Genomic DNA, 18146 nt, shown 5'->3' with positions numbered 1-18146 from the left:
GCCGGAGTGCGGGCAACCCGCACCGATGCGAGAGGATGGCCGCATGATCGAACAGGGCGGCACCACAGGGCAGGGCGGCCCCACCGCCGACGAGTCCCAGGTGCAACTGCTGACCCCCGAGGGGGAACGGGTCGACCACCCCGACTTCTCCTTCGACGGCGACGACACCGAGGTCGCCGGTTACCTGCGCGACATGATCCTCGCCCGCCGGGTCGACACCGAGGCGACCGCCCTTCAGCGGCAGGGCGAGTTGGGGCTGTGGGCCTCGCTGCTGGGCCAGGAGGCCGCTCAGGTGGGGTCCGGTCGCGCGATGCGGCCCCACGACACGGCGTTCCCGAGCTACCGCGAACACGGTGTGGCGTGGTGTCGCGGGGTGGATCCGCTGCAGATGCTCGGCATGTTCCGCGGCGCCGACCTCGGTGCGTGGAACCCGTACGAGAAGAACTTCTTCCTCTACTCGATCATCATCGGCTCGCAGACGCTGCACGCCACCGGGTACGCGATGGGGTTGGAGGCCGACGGGGCGGTCGGCAACGACGACCCCGAACGGGACGCCGCGGTGATCGCCTACCTCGGCGACGGCGCGACCTCCCAGGGCGACGTGAACGAGTCGTTCGTGTTCGCCGCCTCGTACCAGGCGCCGGTGGTGTTCTTCTGCCAGAACAACCAGTGGGCGATCTCGGAGCCGATCGAGCGGCAGTCACGGATCCCGCTGTACCGGCGGGCGGACGGCTTCGGGTTCCCCGGCATCCGGGTCGACGGCAACGACGTGCTCGCGGTGAAGGCGGTCACCGAGCAGGCGCTCGACCGGGCCCGGTCCGGCAACGGACCGACCCTGATCGAGGCCTACACCTACCGGATGGGCGCCCACACCACCTCCGACGACCCGAGCAAGTACCGGCTGGCCGCGGAGCTGGAGCACTGGCGGCTGAAGGACCCGATCGAACGTGTGAAGGCGTACCTGACCCGGCGTGGGGCGATCGACGCGAGCTGGCTGGCCGAGCTGGACGGCGAGGCCGACGCGCTGGCGACCCGGTTGCGGGAGGGCTGTCTGGCGTTGCCCGAGCCGGATCCGGTGGCGGCCTTCGACTGGGTGTACGAGGAGCAGACGCCGTACCTGTCGGATCAGCAGGCTCGCTACGCCGACTACCTGGCCTCGTTCGCGCCGGCCGGACAGGAGGGCTGAACGATGGCGACGATGACCTTGGGCAAGGCGATCAACGCCGGCTTGCGACGGGCCCTCGAGGCCGATCCGAAGGTGCTGCTGTGCGGGGAGGACATCGGCAAGCTGGGTGGCGTCTTCCGGATCACCGAGGGCCTGCAGAAGGACTTCGGGGAGTCCCGGGTGATCGACTCCCCGCTGGCGGAGTCGGGCATCGTCGGGACCGCGGTCGGGCTCGCGATGCGCGGCTACCGGCCGGTGGTGGAGATCCAGTTCGACGGATTCGTCTACCCGGCGTTCGACCAGATCGTCAGCCAGGTGGCCAAGTTGCACTACCGCTCGCGCGGGGTGATCAAGATGCCGATGGTGATCAGGTTGCCGTTCGGTGGTGGGATCGGCGCGGTCGAGCACCACTCCGAGTCACCGGAGGCCTACTTCGCCCACACCGCCGGACTGAAGGTGGTGGCCTGTTCCAACCCGACCGACGCGTACTGGATGATCCAGCAGGCGATCGCATCGGACGACCCGGTGATCTTCTGCGAACCGAAGCGGCGCTACCACGAGAAGGCCGAGGTGGACGAGTCGGCGACCCCGATGCCGTTGCATCGGGCCCGGATCGTGCGACCCGGCAAGGACGCGACGCTGTTGGCGTACGGGCCCGCGGTCAAGGTGTGCCAGGACGCGGCGATCGCGGCCGAGGACGAGGGCCGCGACCTCGAGGTGATCGACCTGCGCACCATCTCGCCGTTGGACATGGCCACCGTCGCCGACTCGGCGCAGCGGACCGGCCACGTGATCACCGTGCACGAGGCGCCGACCAACCTCGGCCTGGGGGCCGAGCTCGCGGCCCGGATCTCCGAGCAGTGCTTCTACTCCTTGGAGGCGCCGGTGATGCGCGTGGGTGGCTTCGACACCCCGTACCCGGCCTCGCAGATGGAGGACCACTTCCTACCCGACCTGGACCGCGTCCTCGACGCCGTCGACCGCTCGCTCGCGTACTGATCGGAGACGTTGATCATGAAGGAGTTCCGGCTGCCGGATCCCGGCGAAGGCCTGGTGGAGGCGGAGATCGTGACCTGGCGGGTCGCCGTCGGTGACGAGGTGAAGGTCAACGACATCGTGGTGGAGGTGGAGACCTCCAAGTCGCTGGTCGAGTTGCCGATCCCGTACGCAGGCACGGTGTCTCAGCTGTTGCACGAGGAGGGTGAGACCGTCGACGTGGGATCCCCGATCATCGTGATCGACGACGGTACGGGTCCTGCGGTCGAACCGGCTGCCGACGAGCCCGCGGTCGAGTCGGGCGGGGCGACGGCAGCGCCGGAACGGGTCGCCAACCTCGTCGGGTACGGTCCGCGCGCCACCGAGGCCCGGCGTCGACCCCGGGCGGGCTCGGCGGGGACGTCGGGGGAGGCGGCCGGCCCGGTGCGCGACGACGTCGCGACCAGCTTCGGGCAGGCCCAGCCGGTGTCGCGTCCGACCGATCTGCCACAGTCGTTGAGTCGGGCGCAGGCGGACCCCTCCGGGGAACGGTTGCCCGATCCCGGCCCGCCGGCCAAGGAGCCCGGCATCGCATCCGGGCCGGTACTGGCGAAGCCGCCGGTTCGCAAGCTGGCCAAGGATCTCGGAGTTGATCTTGGGCAGGTGATCGGTTCCGGGGACGGTGGCACGATCACCCGCGACGACGTGGCCCGGGCCGCAGACCGGTCGGACCGGGCCGGAGCTGCGGCAGCCCGGCCGGTGACCGTCGGCGAGCAGGACCACCGGGTCCCGGTCAAGGGGATCCGCAAGCACATGGCCCAGGCCATGGTCGCCTCGGCGTTCAGTGCCCCGCACGTCACCGAATGGGTGACCGTCGACGTCACCGCGACGATAGAGCTGATCGATCGGCTCAAGGCACGCCGCGACTTCCGCGACGTCCGGGTCACCCCGACGCTGATCGCGGCGAAGGCCGTCGGCCTGGCGTTGCGCGAGCACCCCGACCTGCACGCCGTGTTCGACGAGCCGGCCCAGGAGATCGTCTACCGTGGCCGGCTGAACCTCGGCATCGCCGTCGCCACCGACCGCGGTCTGATGGTGCCCAACATCACCGATGCCGGTCGGCTGTCGCTGCACGAGCTGGCCGAGCAGCTGGACGAACTGGTCGACACCGCCCGGTCGGGCCGGACGCCACCGGCCGCCATGACCGGCGGCACCTTCACGATCACCAACGTCGGGGTGTTCGGCATCGACTCCGGCACGCCGATCATCAACCCCGGTGAGTGCGGGATCCTTGCCCTGGGGGCGATCGCACGCCGACCATGGGTCGTCGGCACCGGCGCCGAGGAGCGCATCGAGCCGCGGTGGGTGACCACCTTGGCGGTCTCGTTCGACCACCGGGTCGCCGATGGTGCCTCCGGGTCGGCCTTCCTGGCCACCGTGGCCGAGTTGCTCGCCGACCCGGGACTTGCGCTGCTGCGCTGAGGAGGTCAGGACCTCAAGTCGTACGGCTCCAGGTCGACGCCGGTGTCGGGGACCTGCTCCGGCACCTGGTAGCCGAGGGCGGTGAGCTCGGGGCTCTCGGGCTCGACGGCGCCGGCCGCATTGCGGAGTGCATGGTCGAGCACGCCGCCGGTGAACAGCGTCCGCTCCACGGGGTAGGGCGTGGTGCCGTTGATGATCAAGCTCTCCGCCGCCCGGGCAAGGAAGATGAAGTGGCTGTAGGGCTCCCCCTGCAGTCGTAGCTCGGCGGCGACCTCGTGCTGCGGGCCACGCGCCGCGACGGCGAACCCCTCGACCACCGGGGAGATGATGACGGCCGACTTCAGGCCGTCGGTGTGGGTCACCGTGATCACCTGCTTGACCTCCTCACGCGCCTTGGCGGTGTCCTCGTCGGACAACCCGCGGGCCGCGAACGCCTTCGCCACCAGGTCGGGGTCCAACTCGTCCACGGCTGCAAGAGCCGCCTCATCGGTGAAACCGCGCACCTCGGCGGCGCCCGACTCGCCACCGGCACGGCGCTCGGCGAACGCCTGGACGCCTTCCAGGGCGTGGTAGCCGTACGCCTCGAAGGGGCCGTAGGCGACACCCACCGCCTCGGTCATCTCGGCACCCATCGGCCAGTGGGCACCCTTCGGCAGCCGCCAGGCGATCGGCACCGTCGAGCCCGCCAGCAGCGGGATCCCCAGCCGGGCACAGTTGTCACGGATCGCCAGCGCGTCGGTGTGTGACCACGCCAGGTGCTTGTCGTTGAAGATCGGGACGAAGGTGTCGGCCGCGATCATGGCCGACATCACCGCGTCGATCAGGCGGCGCCGCGGGTACAGCTTCTGGCCGTACTCGTTGTTCTCGTAGTCGCCGTGCTCACCGATCACCACGACTCCGTCGACGTTCACCCCCGGCTTGCCGTTGCCGAGTGCCTCGGCCGGGGTCGGGTAGGTGGGGATCCCGGCTGCCGCGCAGATGTCCATCCCCATGTCGGGGTTGATCTCGCCGGTGTTGGGATTGGAGCGGCCCAGCTGCTCGAGGTGGACCGACACGACCTCGACCCGGGAGTCGATGTGCTCACCGCCCCACGAGTAGCCGTTGATCAGCCTGGTGCCGAGGACGTCGGCGTGGGAGGCCTTGGTGTAGGTGGTGATGATCAGGGCGACGCGAGGCCGTGCCATGGAGAACAACTCCGTTCAAGGAATGAAAACTCTGTCTCACTGAACGCTATGGTCCGGTCCGGGTGCCGTCAACGCGGCACCCGGACCTCCCGGGTGGTGGACGTTCCTTCGCCGTTCGGCGCAGCTTCAGCCCTCGACGGTGCCGTATCCGCGCCAGGTTCCCGGCGTTCCCGCCGTGACGCAGACCCAGCCCATGACCCCGCCCGCCTGCGGCGCGGTGTTGCGCACCGTCGAGCCGACCGTGTGTGCACCGCTGGTCGGGGCGGCGGTGCCACTGCGATGGGTGACCCACGTGGTGCCGAGAACCTCATGGACGGTTCGATCGTCGCTGGTGGCTCGCGACCCGTCGATGGCTGTCTTGGGCAGCTTCTTCGGCGTTCCGCCGAGGTGGCTGGTGAGGACCACTGGGCTCCCGGGGTAGGCCGTGACGTAGTCGGTGCAGCTGCTGGAGTCGGCGCTGCGGATGTCGAAGGTCGTGCTGATCAACAACGGCTTCGGGGTCGCTGTGCGGTCTCGGTAGTAGACCAGCGCGCTGCACGTGGTGTCGGCGTGGCAGCTGATCTTGCCGCCTGCCACCACCGGATCGTCCAGGAACTCACCGTCGAGCAGCACGACGTGGCCGAAGGTGGTGCCGACCCGGCCGGTGCTCACCCCGCAGTCCAGGAAGTTGTTGTCGCTGGCATGGAAACCCTTGGTCGGTGCACACGTGACAGAGAGTGCGGCAAACGGAGCATGCAGCACCGTGTTGCCGGAGATCTCCAGTTGGTCAAGGGTTGGCTTCACCGCTGACGAAGCGGAGGAGGGCACGCTGATCGCTGCCGCGTAGATGCTCGGGCTGCCCGGCGAGACCTCCGGGATCGTGACCCCGTCGCCGTACGTGATCATGTTGCCGAGGATGCTCACCGCAGCCAGGTTGAGCGACAGGCTGGACGGGAAGAACGTGATCGCTGCTCCTCGCGGGGAGGTGTAGGCGGCCGGGTACTTGTCCGTACGCATGGTGAAGCTGTTGCTGCTCACGAGCACGCCCGACAGGCCCAGCGGCGGCTCCTCCGGCTGCGACGAGAAGTGCCCGGACCAGATCGCCACACCGAACCGGGACGCCTCGACGGAGTTGCCGACGAAGGTCACGCCGTAGTCGGTGCCGGCCCGGCTGATCCCGGTAAGGTTGCCACCGGTCTGGAACCGGGTGATCGTGTTGCCGGTGATGCTGATCGTCGTGCCGTGCACCTCGAAGGCGGTCGCCGGGGCCTTCTCCCAACGAGCCCCTTCGAAGGTGCAGCCGGAGATGGTGACCAGCTCTCCGGCGACGTTGATCAAGGATTGGTCGTACGAGTAGCCGGCAGAGCTCTGCGAGTCACAACCCAGCCAGCGACAGTTCTGGATGCTCACGCCGCGGCCACGGTTTCCCGGCGACGGGAAGTACAGGCTCACCACGGAGTCGGAGTTGAGGACATCGATCGTGTCGATGCTGATCGTGTCGGAGACCCCCGGGTAACAGGCCACCGAGTACCGCAGGGTTGGACGCCAGTACTCGGCATCGGAGGCCAGCGGATTGTTCTGCTGGTTGTGGTCGAACGCGATGTCGCGGATCTCCCAGTGGGTTGCTTGCTCGAGTGAGCCGAGGATTCCCCAGTAGGGGCCGACGCCGTCGGCGATCTTGATCACCGAAGTCTCGCGCGATTCGCCGAAGATCGAGATGCGCTGGGTCTTGATGGTGAGGATGAACTCAGTGATGTTGCGCGGGGTGACCAGGTAGGTGCCGGCCGGGAGGTACAGACCCTGGCCGTCGTCGAGCGAATCCAACGCCCGTTGCAGGGCCGCGGTGTCATCTGTCACCCCGTCACCGATGGCACCGAACGTGCGGACGTCGATGACGGGGGAGTACTTGGGTGGATTGGCGGGTTGTGGTGGTGCTGCGACGGCACGGGAGCCCGCGCCAGTGGCTGCGAAGGCGAAGCCGCCGGCAACGGCGGCAAGTGCGGCGCGTCGGCCGGTGATCATGGGGGTCGGTGTGGGGACGGTCATCGTTGTCGCTCCCTAGTTGGTTGTTCGGGGGTTGCCCATGACCCTGACACCCGTGGGCCGTCCGCGTCAAGACCTATGACCTAAGTGACGTCACAGGCGAGATCCACGAGAGCATCTGCCCCCGCCGCCAGCAGCGACCCACCACGGCGGCGTGGAAGTCGGCACCGGACGCGACCGACACCGCGACGATGCTGTGGCCGGAGGCGGGGCGGTCGCCGAGCGTCGGGACGGCCGGTGCGACACCGACACCCTCCACCGACACCCAGGCCAGCGGTCGTACGGCGGATGCCCGGTCCAGCTGCTGCAGGAACCGGAGCCTGCCCTCGAGCGGCAGCCGGGACAGTGCCCAGGTCGTCGTCACCACGGGCACGACGTCGTCGGGGACCAGGGCGATTGCCTCGACCAGCGCGGTCGTCAGGTCCCCGGCGACGCGGTGCGGCGGGTCCGTCGCGGCGAGGGCCAGTTCCTCGGCCAAGGCCGCCTGCAGGTCGGGTCCCTCCTCGGTCAGGCAGGCGTGGAGCCAGCTGACGTCGTCGGCACTGGTGACGTCGACCGGGTCGGTACCGACGGCGACCCGTACGGCCACCGCGGGGATCGATGTCCCCGGGAGCGGCTGCCGGCCCACGATCGACGCGGACCGTTGCGCGCGTGACGTCGGGTCGCCCAACGACTGGCCGTTGTCGTAGCTGATGCCCACGCGATCGACCTGGAGGTTCAGCCCGGCCACGGTGCCGACGTCGACCAGGCCGATCGAGCGGGCGTCCAGTCGGCGCGCAGCCTCGGCAATGGCGGGGTACAGGACCGCGTACCGACCCAGCTCATGAACCCGGAAGGCCGGTCGTCGTCGGGCCACAACTCACGCGCCGATGCCGGTGTCGTTGCCGTCATGGAACATCGTCGTGGAGAACCTCATGTCACCGAGTGTCCCGCGGTCGCCGGGCGGCGTCCAGCCAATCCGATGTCCGTGGCGGCGCGGGGGTGGGGCCCAGCCATGTCCCGAATTGACGCACTGATCTGACATGACGCACCGACCGAAGGAGACCGCAGATGAGCCGCATCACCGACCTGGTGACCCGGATCGCCGAGGAGTTCTACGAACAGATGCCGCCGGCCACCCCCGAGGAGGTGGCCATCGCCGAGCGGGTCTACGCCAATGAGTTCGGCATCGAGATGCCGCCGGGTTACCGCGAGTTGCTGTCGGTCAGCAACGGCATCGACTTCAACGGGTTGTCGTTCTACTCGTGCACCGACACCACCGACGCCGAGGGTACCGAGGCTGCCGGTATCGGTGAGTCGAACCAGCGGCTGATCCGCGGGGTGCACGAGATCGACACCACCATGCGCTTCGTCGGGGAGACCGGCGACGACCTGTACGGCTACGACAAGGCCGACGGCAAGTGGAGGAACGTCGACCGGACGTCCTGGCAGGCCGGGTCTGCCGACAACGTGTTCGACACCTTTGACGACCTCTTCGTGGATGTGGTCACGTTCTACTTGGACGAGATGTGATGAGTGTCCTGCGGAGAGGAGCCGACCAGGGGCGGGCCGTCGAGGCGATCCAGGTCGCCATCAACCTGGCATTGGAGAAGATCCTGGGCGGCTGAGCCCGTCGAGGACCACCCCGGCGGCCAACGCTTCGGCGCTCCCCGGCGACATCGGCTCACCACTGCGCAACGCCTCGACGAAAGCGGCGTCCTGGGCAGCCACGTTGAACGACTCCCACTGCCGCGGGTCGCCCTCGACCACCAGGTCATCGTCGCGCCACAGCGAGCCGTCAGCCGTACGCCAGGTGTGTCGTTCTCCGATCACGGTCAGGTCCACCGCGCGGTGCCGGCTGTGGTACGACAGCGACAGCGATGCGAGCCGACCGTCGCCGCTGACCAGCGTGGCCGACAGGTCCATCGGCTTGCCGCTGCCCGGCCACACCGGGCCGGTCGCGCCGGTGGCCCGTACGGGATCGTCCGCCGTCGCGCCGAGCAGCCAACGGGCCCGGTCGACCTCGTGGGTGCCGTGGTGCCAGACCACGTCGTCGGTCCAGCTGCGGGTGGCACGCATCCAGCCGGTGTCGGTCTGTCGCAGCATCAGCCGGCGCGCGACCAGGTGCAGTGCCGGTTCGTCGGCCAGCTCGGCCAGCAGTGCCCGGTGCGCGGCGTCGAACCGCAGCGTGTGAGCGACCATCAGCCGGGATCCGTTGCCCGCTTCGCGTTCGGCGAGATCGATCAGGTCGGCCAGGTTGGTCGCCAACGGGATCTCGCACAGCACCGCCACGCCGGCGTCCAGACAGGTCCGGACCTGCTCGGCGTGCAGGTCGCTCGGGGTGGCGACCACGACGGCATCCGGTTCGCGGGCGACCATCGCGGCCACGTCGTCGACGACCTCGCCGACCTGCCACCGGTCGGCGAACTCGTGCCCCCGTTCCGGGGTGCGGCCGCTGACCCAGGCGACCTCGGCGTCGGCGGCACGCAGGTGCTCCACGTGCAGTCCGGCGGCGTCGCCGGTGCCCAGCAGGCCGATCCGGGGAGTCGTCATCAGGCGCTCGGGCCGGTCGGGGTCGCGGGTGGCCACGGGCGACCCGACAACTCGGCGACGGCGTGCACCAAGGCCTGCGTCCCGGACCGGGCCCTGCCGTGTGCGACGGCGATCCGGTACAGCTGCTCGGCGAGAGCGGCACCCGGCAGCACGACACCCAGCCGACGCGACTCGGCGAGCACGATCCCGAGGTCCTTGACGAAGTGTTCGATCACGAAGCCTGGCGCCATGTCGTCGGTGATCACCTTCTGGCCCATCGCGGTCCAGGCGGCAGAACCCCCTGCCCCGGTGGAGATCGAGTCGAACACCAGCGACAGGTCGAGCCCGGCGGCGTCGGCGTACACCAACGCCTCGCACATCGCGATCATGGCGCCGGCGACGGACACCTGGTTGGCGGCCTTGGCATGCTGCCCGGCTCCGGGGCCGCCGTGGTGCAGCACCCGTCCGGTGAACGTGTCGAGCACCGGCCGGACCCGGTCCAACGTGGCTGCGGTGCCGCCGACCATCATCGTCAGCGTGCCCGCGATCGCACCGCCCTCGCCGCCGGTGACCGGCGCGTCGAGCACGCCGATCCCGCGCTCGGCGCCGTGGGCCGCCAGCTCGGTCGCCTGCTTCGGCTCCGAGGTGGTCATGTCGACCCAGACCCCACCCGGGGTGAGGGCGTCGAGCACCTCGGCGCCGACGGTCGCGACGTCGGCCGGCATCGCCACGATGGTGAGCACGGCGTCGGCGCCACGGGCTGCGGCGGTCGGGGAGTCGACCAGCTCGATGCCGTCGGCGGCCAACTGCTCGGCGACCTCCGGGCGGCGGGCGTACCCCTGCACCCGGTAGCCGGCCGCGGCCGCATGCCGGGCCATCGGTCCGCCCATCAGGCCGGTCCCGATCCAGCCGATGGTCGCGCCGGGCGCCAGCGGGGTCGGATCGATCGTCGGGTCGCTCATGATCACTCGCCTTCCGCGGGCTCGCCCGCACTGCTGGGGAAACGTTGGTGGACCTGCTCGAGGTGGTGCCGCATCGCCGCCACCGCGGCGTCGGCGTCGCCCGCGCGGAGGGCGGCGACGATCGCCCGGTGCTCGGCCTGGCTCTGGCGGCGCTGGGCCGCCGGGGTGTGGGCCTGGCCGCGGCGGCGCTCCTGCTGCAGCAGGTCGCGCAACGACACCACGATCGCGTCGAAATAGCGGTTGCCGGCCAGCGCCACGATCCGCTCATGGAACTCGATGTCGAGCCGGGTCCGCTCGGCGGGGTCGGTGACCTGTTCGAGGGCGGCCAACATCTCGTCCAGCTCGGTGGCCGCCTGCTCGTCGGTGCGGGTGGCGGCGGCGCCGGCGGCCGCGGTCTCGATCACCTGCCGCATCGCCAACAGCTCCCCCAGGGCGAGCCCGTCGGTGCCGAGGCTCAACTCGAAGTAGCCCTTGATCGCCTGCGGTTGGGCGCGACTGACCACCGCGCGCCGGCCCTGGCTGGTCCGCACGATCCCTTGCAGGCTGAGGGTTCGCAGGGCCTCGCGGATCACCCGCTGGCTCACGTCGTACTCCTCGGCGAGGCTCGCCTCCGACGGCAACGGGTCGCCGTCGGTCAGCCCGCGGTCCGACAGGCTGGCCGCCAGTTCCTGGGCGACCTGTGCCCCGAGCAGGTCGCCGCGACGTCCCCGGCGACGGTCGCCGTCGCGGTTCATGGTGGATGTGCTCATCGCGTTCCTCCGCGGTCGAAGTCGTAGTTCGCCGGGTTGGCCTCGATGGCTTCGATGTCGAGATCGGGACCCAGGCCCGGGGTCTGCGTCGGCACCCACGCCCCGTTCTCCACGACCGGCGCGTCGGTGACGTACTTGGTCCACTGTGGCAGTTGTTCGGGGGTGAGCATGGATTCCGACAACCACATGTTGGGCAGTGTCGCACCCAGGTGCCACGCCGCAGCGCTCGCCAACGGCCCGAACGGGTTGTGGAAGGCGACGCCGATGGCGTGGGTCTCGGCCAGGTGGGCGATCCGCTGCGCCCCGGAGATGCCGCCGCACCAGGCCACATCGGGTTGCGCGATCGCCAGCCCACCCCCGGAGAGGAACGGGGCGGCGGCGTAGTGGTTGGCCCACCGCTCACCGGTGGCGATCGGGATGTCGGTCCGGGCGGCGACCTCGCGGATCCACGCCGGGTCGTCGGGTGGCACCGGCTCCTCGACGAACGCCAGGTCGTACGGCTCCAGCACCCGGCAGAGCCGGATCGCATTGGCCACGCTGAGGCGACCGTGACAGTCGATCATCAACTTCACGTCGGGTCCGACCCGGTCACGCGCCGCGGCGAACCAGTCACCGATCCGGTCGATCACCCGGCCGGGCACCGGCTCGGTCTCGGTCTGCCGTGCCGGGACCTGCGCCGGCACCTCGTGGGCGATGCTGGACACCTTGGTGTAGAAGCCGGGCAGCGTGGTCTTGATCGCGGTGAACCCCTGGGCCACCCGCTCGGCGACCCCGTCGGCGAAGCCCTCGGGGGTGTCGGTCGCCCGGGCATGGGTGTAGACCGGCACCCGGTCCCGGAAGGTGCCGCCGAGCAGTCGGTGCACCGGCACTCCGAGGCTGCGGGCGTTGAGGTCCCACAGGGCGTTGTTCAATGCTGCGATTCCCTGCCCCAGCAGGGTTCCGCCGGTGAACGAGTCACGCCACATCCGTTCGTGGTGCTGCTCGATCGCGGTGGCGTCCTTGCCGACGAGGTACTCGCCGAGCTCGGTGATCAACGCGCTGAGGGTCCGGGTGCGACGCCGCATGCCGACCTCGGACACACCGTACGCGCCGTCATCGGTCTCGATGCGGACGTAGTGTGCGTTGTAGTAGCCGAAGGCGGCTTCCCATTGGCGGACGCGGGTGACCTTCATGATCAGTTCTCCTGGAGGAAGTGTCGGACGGTACGGCACATGATCAACTCCAGATCGGTGTCGGTCAGGCCGACGGTGTCGCGGAGTCGTGGGTCGAGCAGCAGCTCGGTGTCGTGGGCGACGGCGTCGCTCGGCCGGTCGGGGAGCAGGGTGGCGGCGTTCCAGTCGCCACTCCACATGATCCGCTCGGCGCCGAACGCGTGCAGGCTCTCGCGCAGCGCCGGCCAGGTGTTGTCGTACGGCCACGGGCTGCCGGCGTTGGCGTACTGGCCCGACCACATCAGGTGGACCAACGGGTTGTCGGACAGTTCGCAGAGCCGGGAGAAGTCGGCCGGGGTCTCCTCGGTGAATCGGTGGAAGCCGAGGTGCTCGAGTCGCAACGTCAGGTCGGGCACCTCGGCGAGCAGTTCGGCGAACCCTTCGTCGACCAGGTCGGCCAGCGGACCGCGGACCGAGGCGACCAGCCCGAGCTCGGCGATGACGCGCCAGATGGCGTACGGGTCGGCGCCGGGGGAGCGGGTGGCGCCGTACAGCCGGACCCCGCGGACGACCGGGTGAGAGGCCAGCCGGTGCAACTGCTCGGTGACCTCAGGGTCGTTCTCGTCGACGCGGACGATGGCCCAGTGGCCGGGGCCGGCCGCCTCGGTGGTGGCGATCAGCTCACGGTTGTCGACCAGGGCCACCTCCTGGACGAGAACCGCGCCACTGATGCCGAACGCGGTGGCATGCTGGTGCCAGGCGTCGACGGAGGCGTAGCTGCCGCCGACGTGGACATGGGCATCGACGGACCCGCTGGGCAAACTCATGTCCTAGGTCATACCATGGAACCATGACGACGTCCACGCCAGTCCCTGATTCCGCGGTCTGGGCCGGGATCTTCCCGGCCGCGCTCACCATGTTCGACGAGCGGGGCCGCCTCGACGAGGCCGCCACCGCCGACCACCTCGACTGGCTCGTCGGCCAGGGAGCCCACGGCGTCTTCGTCGGTGGCACCAGCGGCGAGTTCGTCGGCCTGACCTCCGACGAGCGCAAGGCATTGTTCGCCGTGGCGGTCCGGGCCGTGGGCGGGCGGGTGCCGGTGCTCGTCAACGCGGGCAGCTACGCCACCGCCGCCTCGATCGAGCTCACGGTGGCCGCCCGCGAAGCCGGTGTCGACGGGGTTGCCGCGGTGCAGCCGTACTACCACCGGCCCCACCGGGTCGAGACGCTGACGCACTTCCGGGCGGTCGCCGCGGCCAACGAGGCACCGATCATGATCTACAACATCCCGCTGAACGCTGCCGTCGCCGCGGTCTCCGGAGACGACCTGGTGATGCTGTACGAGGAGGGCGTGGCGAACGCGGTGAAGAACACGCTGCCGACGATCCACGACAACCCCGAGCTGCTCGCCCGCACCGGCCCGGGGATGCGCATCTTCTACGGAGGCTTCACCAACGGGCTCGAGGCGCTGGCCGGTGGTGCTCACGGCTGGATCTCCGGCATCCTCAACGTTGTCGTCCCCGAGGCCGTACGGGTGCACGCCGCGGTGGCGGCCGGTGACCTCGCCGCTGCCCGTGAGGCGATGCTCCCGATCATGGAACTGCGGCGGATCTTCAGCACCGGCGCCGTGGGTCCGACCGGCGACATCGCCCTGTGGCGCGGCGCACTGCAGGTGTCGGGACGCCACGGCGGCCACTGTCGGGCACCGCTGCTCAACCTGACCGCCGAGCAGCTGATCAGCTTGGAACGTTCACTGTCCGGTGTCGGCATCGCGCTGTCCGGTGAGGGGACCATGCCCGGTGCTCGCGTTGACGCGCTGACCGAGCTTGCGGGCCACTACGGCGACGACTACCTGGACCGGGTTCGTGACGGGCGGCCCGAGTAGCTTCAGCCGGCAGCTGGTTGCTGCACCGAGCGGACCAGCAGCGGATGCGATGCCCACAGGGCGAGCAGGGTGAGGACGGCGGAGCCGCCGACCGCGATCGCGAACCGCGCCAGCGCGACCGGGACCTCGTACCCCAGCGGCATCATCAACAGGGCAGCAAATCCGCCGGCGGTCACCGTGGTCACGGCGAGGGGCCAGGCGACCTCCCGCAGTCGGGTGGTGCTGAGCACCGACACCTCGGTGCCGGCCAGCACCATCGACTGGTGGAGCGACTGGTTGTCGATCACCCGACAGGCGTGCACCACACCTGAGGACGTGGCGGCGACGACGGACACGATCACCAACGTGATCAGCGCGCCGGTGGACATGTCCGCCGACAGCGTGGACTCGCCCGAGACCGCGCCGGCGTGGCTGGCCCACGCCGAACCGGTCGCCAACATGATCACCAGGGCGAACGCACTGGCCGATCGCCAAGCCGTACGGGGATCGTCGACGATCCGGCGTGCCGCGAGCAACGTCGGCGCACGCCGGGCCAGACCGGCGAGGACCATCCCGAACAGCATCACCAGCCAGGGGCCGATCAGGTTGACCACGGCCACCAGGCCCAGTCCGAAAAGGATCACCCCCATCATCGGCATGATCATCAGCACCAACGGCCACGCGCACATCATGGCGACCACGACGACGGCCCGCAGCACGGTGAGGCGTTTCGGGGTCACCCGGCTCGCAACGCCCAGCGGAGTCACCGCGACGGTGCCCAACGACACCATCGCCGACACCAGGGCGAGTGCGACGACCGCGGCCAGACCGGCGAGCAGCAGTCCCGGGCCCAGCCACAGTTCGGCCAGCTGCAACGGTCGCCCCTCGAAGCTGATCAAGGTCAGCACCGGCAGCGTGAGGCCGTACAGGGCGGTGCCGATCAGACTGCCCGCCAGGGCTTGCGCAGTGGTCTCGGCGACGGTGATCGTCGCGGACTGACCGGTGGTGGCGCCGGCCAACCGGAGTGTTGCCAGGCGGTGGTTGCGGCGAGCCAGGGTGAGGCGTGCCGCCTGACCGCCGAGGGTCAGGATCGGGATCACCATCAGTGCGGCGGCGACGACGGCGAGCGTGAGGTACAGCGAGCCGAGCTCCGAGGACGGATCGGCCGCCCAGCGTCGGAACATCGCGTGCACACCGCCGAGCACCACCAGCAGTGACCCGCCGGCAACGGCGAACGCGGTGACCGCCAGCACCGTCGGAAGACGGCTGGTCGACTGTTCGTGGCGGGTGAGCAGCCACCACAACCGAACCGCGGTGATCATCGGGCACCCCCGGCCGCGTGGTCGGCGATGATCCGGCCGTCGTGCAGGGTGATCGTCCGCGAGCAGACCCCGGCGACCTGGGCGTCGTGGGTGACCACGACCAGCGTGGCGCCGTGGGCGGCGGCCGCGGCGACGAGTTGGTGCATCACCGCGGCGCCGGTGCTGCTGTCCAGGGCCCCGGTCGGCTCATCGGTGAAGATCACGCCGGGGGAGCCGGCGAGGGCGCGGGCGATCGCCACCCGTTGGGCCTGGCCGCCGGACAGTTCGCCGGGTCGTCTGCGGGTCATCCCGGCCAGGCCGAGCCTCTGCAGGATCGGCCGGACGTGGGCGACGGCCTCTGTGCGGGACGTACCGCCCAGCATCAGCGGCAGCGCGGCGTTCTCCTCGGCCGGCAGCTCGGGCAGCAACTGCCCGGACTGGAAGACGAAGCCGAAGTCGGCACGTCGCAGCCGTGTCCGCCGGCGGTCCGACATCGCCGCGAGGTCCTGGCCGCGCCAGGTGATCGAACCCTCACTGGGACGCAGCACCCCGGCCATCAGATGCAGCAGGGTGGTCTTGCCGGAGCCGGACGGGCCCATCACCGCGACACTGCTGCCGGCCGGGATGGCGAGGTTGACCGTGCTGAGCACCGCCGGAGCGGTTGCGTGGGTGCGGTAGCGGTGGGTGACGCCGCGCACCTCGAGGTCACCGGGGTTGCTGGTGGGGGCCCCGACGACGGTCGACCCGGCGCCGGGTGCGTGTGTGCTGTGGACGGTGCTGGTGGGATTCACGACGACCAGCTTGGTCGTCGATCAGCGGTCACACATCGGTCCGCGGGTCGCGGTCGGGCGGGTCACCGTACGACCACGGTCTGGTGCCCCGCGACCGGAGGCTCAGAACGCGTTCTCGGCCAGGTCCATCGGGTCGAGGGTGGTCCGCTCGGCGATCTTCCGCTCGGCGGTCAGCTTCGGCAGCACGGTCGCGGCGAACCAGCGGGCCGAGGCGACCTTGCCCTCGTAGAACGCCTGCTCGGACTCGCTGAGCTCACCGTTCAGCCGTTCCAGCGCCACCTCGGCACCACGCAGCAGCAGCCACGCAATCACCACGTCGCCGAGCGACATCAACAGCCGGGAGGTGTTGAGGCCGACCTTGTAGACGTTGCGGGGATCGCCCTCGGCGGCGTCGGGCTGGGCACTCTGCAGGTGCTGGATCAGCAGGCCGACCATCGTGCCGGCGTCCTCCAGCCCACGCTGCAGCAGTGCCCGCTCCTCCTTCAGCTGGCCGTTGCCGGCCTCGCTCGCCAGCCACTCCGCGATCTGCGACGACACGTGGCCCAGCGCCTGACCTTGGTCCTTCACGATCTTGCGGAAGAACAGGTCCTGGCCCTGGATCGCGGTGGTGCCCTCGTACAGGGTGTCGATCTTGGCGTCGCGGACGTACTGCTCGATCGGGTAGTCGGTCAGGAAGCCCGAGCCGCCGTACGTCTGCAACGACTCGGTGCCGAGCAGCACCCAGGACCGCTCCGAGCCGTAGCCCTTGACGATCGGCAGCAGCAGGTCGTTCACCCGCTCGGCGAGTTGATCATGCTCCCCGCGGGCCTCGGCGATCGCGACCCGGTCCTGGAAGGTGGCCGCGTACAGCACCAGTGAACGCATCCCCTCGACGAACGCCTTCTGGGTCAACAGCGAACGGCGGACGTCGGGGTGGTGGGTGATGGTGACGCGCGGCGCATCCTTGCCCGGGTTGATCATGTCGGGTCCCTGCACCCGGGTCTTGGCGTACTCGAGGGCGTTCAGGTAGCCGGTGGACAGGGTGGCGATCGCCTTGGTGCCCACCATCATTCGAGCGTACTCGATCACCTGGAACATCTGGGCGATCCCGTCGTGCACCTCGCCGAGAAGCCAGCCCTTCGCCGGGGTGCCGTGGCCGGAGAAGGTGAGTTCACAGGTGGTCGACACCTTGATGCCGAGCTTGGACTCGACGCCGGTCACGAAGGCGCCGTTGCGCTCGCCGGTGAGTTCGCCGGTCTCGATGTCGAAGTGGTGCTTCGGCACCAGGAACAGGCTGAGTCCCTTGGTGCCGGGGCCACCGTGGCCCTCGACTCCGACCGGGCGGGCCAGCACCAGGTGCACGATGTTCTCCGACATGTCGTGCTCGCCGGAGGTGATGAAGCGCTTGACCCCGGTGATCGTCCAGGTGCCGTCGTCGTTGCGGGTGGCCTTGGCCCGGCCGGCGCCCACGTCGGAGCCGGCGTCGGGCTCGGTGAGCACCATGGTGGCGCCCCACTTGCGGTCGACGATGTGGCGGGCGATCTTCTTGTCGCGCTCGGTGCCGTTGGCGTAGATCACGTGGCCGAACTTCGGGCCGGCGCCGTACATGTGGATCGGCGGGTTGGCGCCGAGCACGAGCTCGGCGATCGACCAGGTCAGCGACGGCGGCGCCGGGGAGTCGCCGAGGCCCTCGGGGAGCTCGAGGCGATAGAACTCGGCGTCCATCCAGGCCTGGTATGACTTCGCGAACTCCTTCGGCATCGTCACCGAATGGTTCTGCGGGTCGAAGACCGGCTGGTCGCGCTCGTGGTCGGAGAAGGACGGGGCCAGCTTGGTCCGGGCGAGCACGTCGACCTCGGACAGGATCGACTCGGCGGTGTCGCGGTCGATGTCGGCGTACGGTGCGGTGCCCAGCACCTCGTCGCGGCCCAGCACCTCGAAGAGGTTGAAGGTGATGTCACGCAGATTCGACTTGTAGTGGCTCATGACCCGGATCCTTCGGCACTCGTT

16 protein-coding genes are annotated in these 18146 nt (G+C 69.8%); 5 read left to right on the top strand and 11 right to left on the bottom strand.

Annotated elements, in window-relative coordinates:
- The first annotated feature begins 43 nt into the window (after nucleotides 1-43).
- From pdhA to ACQBAU_RS17450, 3 genes are read left to right on the top strand one after another with little or no spacing between them, the layout of a single operon-like run.
- Nucleotides 44-1186 (top strand): pyruvate dehydrogenase (acetyl-transferring) E1 component subunit alpha, encoded by a 1143-nt coding sequence (pdhA, locus tag ACQBAU_RS17460; RefSeq protein ID WP_465255428.1) that lies wholly within the window; start codon nucleotides 44-46, stop codon nucleotides 1184-1186.
- 3 nt (nucleotides 1187-1189) lie between these two features.
- A complete protein-coding gene (locus ACQBAU_RS17455) occupies nucleotides 1190-2164 on the top strand; it encodes an alpha-ketoacid dehydrogenase subunit beta (RefSeq protein ID WP_465255429.1) in 975 nt (324 codons plus the stop codon).
- 15 nt (nucleotides 2165-2179) lie between these two features.
- Nucleotides 2180-3622: a dihydrolipoamide acetyltransferase family protein gene (locus ACQBAU_RS17450; RefSeq protein ID WP_465255430.1), complete on the top strand. Its 1443-nt coding sequence runs from the start codon at nucleotides 2180-2182 to the stop codon at nucleotides 3620-3622.
- Between the two features lie 5 nt (nucleotides 3623-3627).
- Here ACQBAU_RS17450 and ACQBAU_RS17445 read toward each other — a convergent pair whose 3' ends face one another.
- From ACQBAU_RS17445 to ACQBAU_RS17435, 3 genes are all read right to left on the bottom strand, one after another.
- Entirely contained in the window at nucleotides 3628-4806 is a 1179-nt protein-coding gene (locus ACQBAU_RS17445; RefSeq protein ID WP_465255431.1) for a hypothetical protein, read from the bottom strand.
- 126 nt (nucleotides 4807-4932) lie between these two features.
- On the bottom strand, nucleotides 4933-6831 hold the full coding sequence (locus ACQBAU_RS17440) for a glycosyl hydrolase family 28-related protein (RefSeq protein ID WP_465255432.1): 1899 nt from the start codon (nucleotides 6829-6831) through the stop codon (nucleotides 4933-4935).
- Between the two features lie 73 nt (nucleotides 6832-6904).
- A complete protein-coding gene (locus ACQBAU_RS17435; protein ID WP_465255433.1) occupies nucleotides 6905-7684 on the bottom strand; it encodes a DUF2332 family protein in 780 nt (259 codons plus the stop codon).
- A gap of 194 nt (nucleotides 7685-7878) precedes the next feature.
- Between ACQBAU_RS17435 and ACQBAU_RS17430 the strand changes: the two genes are divergently transcribed.
- Nucleotides 7879-8340: a YrhA family protein gene (locus tag ACQBAU_RS17430; protein ID WP_434549656.1), complete on the top strand. Its 462-nt coding sequence runs from the start codon at nucleotides 7879-7881 to the stop codon at nucleotides 8338-8340.
- Between the two features lie 60 nt (nucleotides 8341-8400).
- Here the strand turns inward: ACQBAU_RS17430 and ACQBAU_RS17425 are convergent, their stop codons facing one another.
- Genes ACQBAU_RS17425 through ACQBAU_RS17405 form a run of 5 tightly spaced genes read right to left on the bottom strand, consistent with a single transcriptional unit; the run spans nucleotide 8401 to nucleotide 13028 of the window.
- Complete coding sequence (locus tag ACQBAU_RS17425) at nucleotides 8401-9360, bottom strand: Gfo/Idh/MocA family protein (protein ID WP_465255434.1); 960 nt, start codon at nucleotides 9358-9360, stop codon at nucleotides 8401-8403.
- Nucleotides 9360-10301 carry an NAD(P)-dependent oxidoreductase gene (locus tag ACQBAU_RS17420; RefSeq protein WP_465255435.1) on the bottom strand — a complete coding sequence of 314 codons (942 nt, stop codon included), beginning with the start codon at nucleotides 10299-10301 and terminating at the stop codon, nucleotides 9360-9362. The genes ACQBAU_RS17425 and ACQBAU_RS17420 overlap by 1 nt, the downstream gene beginning before the upstream one ends.
- A 2-nt stretch (nucleotides 10302-10303) precedes the next feature.
- Nucleotides 10304-11050, bottom strand: a complete 747-nt coding sequence (locus ACQBAU_RS17415) for a FadR/GntR family transcriptional regulator (protein WP_434549653.1) — start codon at nucleotides 11048-11050, stop codon at nucleotides 10304-10306.
- Nucleotides 11047-12222 (bottom strand): mandelate racemase/muconate lactonizing enzyme family protein, encoded by a 1176-nt coding sequence (locus tag ACQBAU_RS17410; protein WP_465255436.1) that lies wholly within the window; start codon nucleotides 12220-12222, stop codon nucleotides 11047-11049. The genes ACQBAU_RS17415 and ACQBAU_RS17410 overlap by 4 nt, the downstream gene beginning before the upstream one ends.
- 2 nt (nucleotides 12223-12224) lie before the next feature.
- Nucleotides 12225-13028: an amidohydrolase family protein gene (locus ACQBAU_RS17405; RefSeq protein ID WP_434549651.1), complete on the bottom strand. Its 804-nt coding sequence runs from the start codon at nucleotides 13026-13028 to the stop codon at nucleotides 12225-12227.
- A 23-nt stretch (nucleotides 13029-13051) separates the two neighbouring features.
- On the opposite strand from ACQBAU_RS17405, the gene ACQBAU_RS17400 reads away from it, so the two are divergent.
- Nucleotides 13052-14086 (top strand): dihydrodipicolinate synthase family protein, encoded by a 1035-nt coding sequence (locus ACQBAU_RS17400; RefSeq protein ID WP_465255437.1) that lies wholly within the window; start codon nucleotides 13052-13054, stop codon nucleotides 14084-14086.
- Nucleotides 14087-14088: 2 nt separating this feature from the next.
- Here ACQBAU_RS17400 and ACQBAU_RS17395 read toward each other — a convergent pair whose 3' ends face one another.
- The 3 genes from ACQBAU_RS17395 to ACQBAU_RS17385 form a co-directional block, all read right to left on the bottom strand.
- Complete coding sequence (locus ACQBAU_RS17395) at nucleotides 14089-15387, bottom strand: hypothetical protein (protein ID WP_465255438.1); 1299 nt, start codon at nucleotides 15385-15387, stop codon at nucleotides 14089-14091.
- Entirely contained in the window at nucleotides 15384-16064 is a 681-nt protein-coding gene (locus ACQBAU_RS17390) for an ABC transporter ATP-binding protein (RefSeq protein ID WP_465255724.1), read from the bottom strand. Before ACQBAU_RS17390 ends, ACQBAU_RS17395 begins: the two co-directional genes overlap by 4 nt.
- Nucleotides 16065-16259: 195 nt before the next feature.
- Nucleotides 16260-18122, bottom strand: coding sequence for an acyl-CoA dehydrogenase (locus tag ACQBAU_RS17385; protein WP_465255439.1), 1863 nt, complete (start codon nucleotides 18120-18122; stop codon nucleotides 16260-16262).
- Nucleotides 18123-18146: the final 24 nt, after the last annotated feature.

The organism is Carbonicoccus niuqiaonis, from assembly GCF_050157065.1.
Lineage (GTDB): Bacteria > Actinomycetota > Actinomycetes > Propionibacteriales > Propionibacteriaceae > Avipropionibacterium.
The sequence above is the reverse complement of the archived record's forward strand: the minus strand, read 5'-3'. Positions and strand labels throughout refer to the sequence as shown.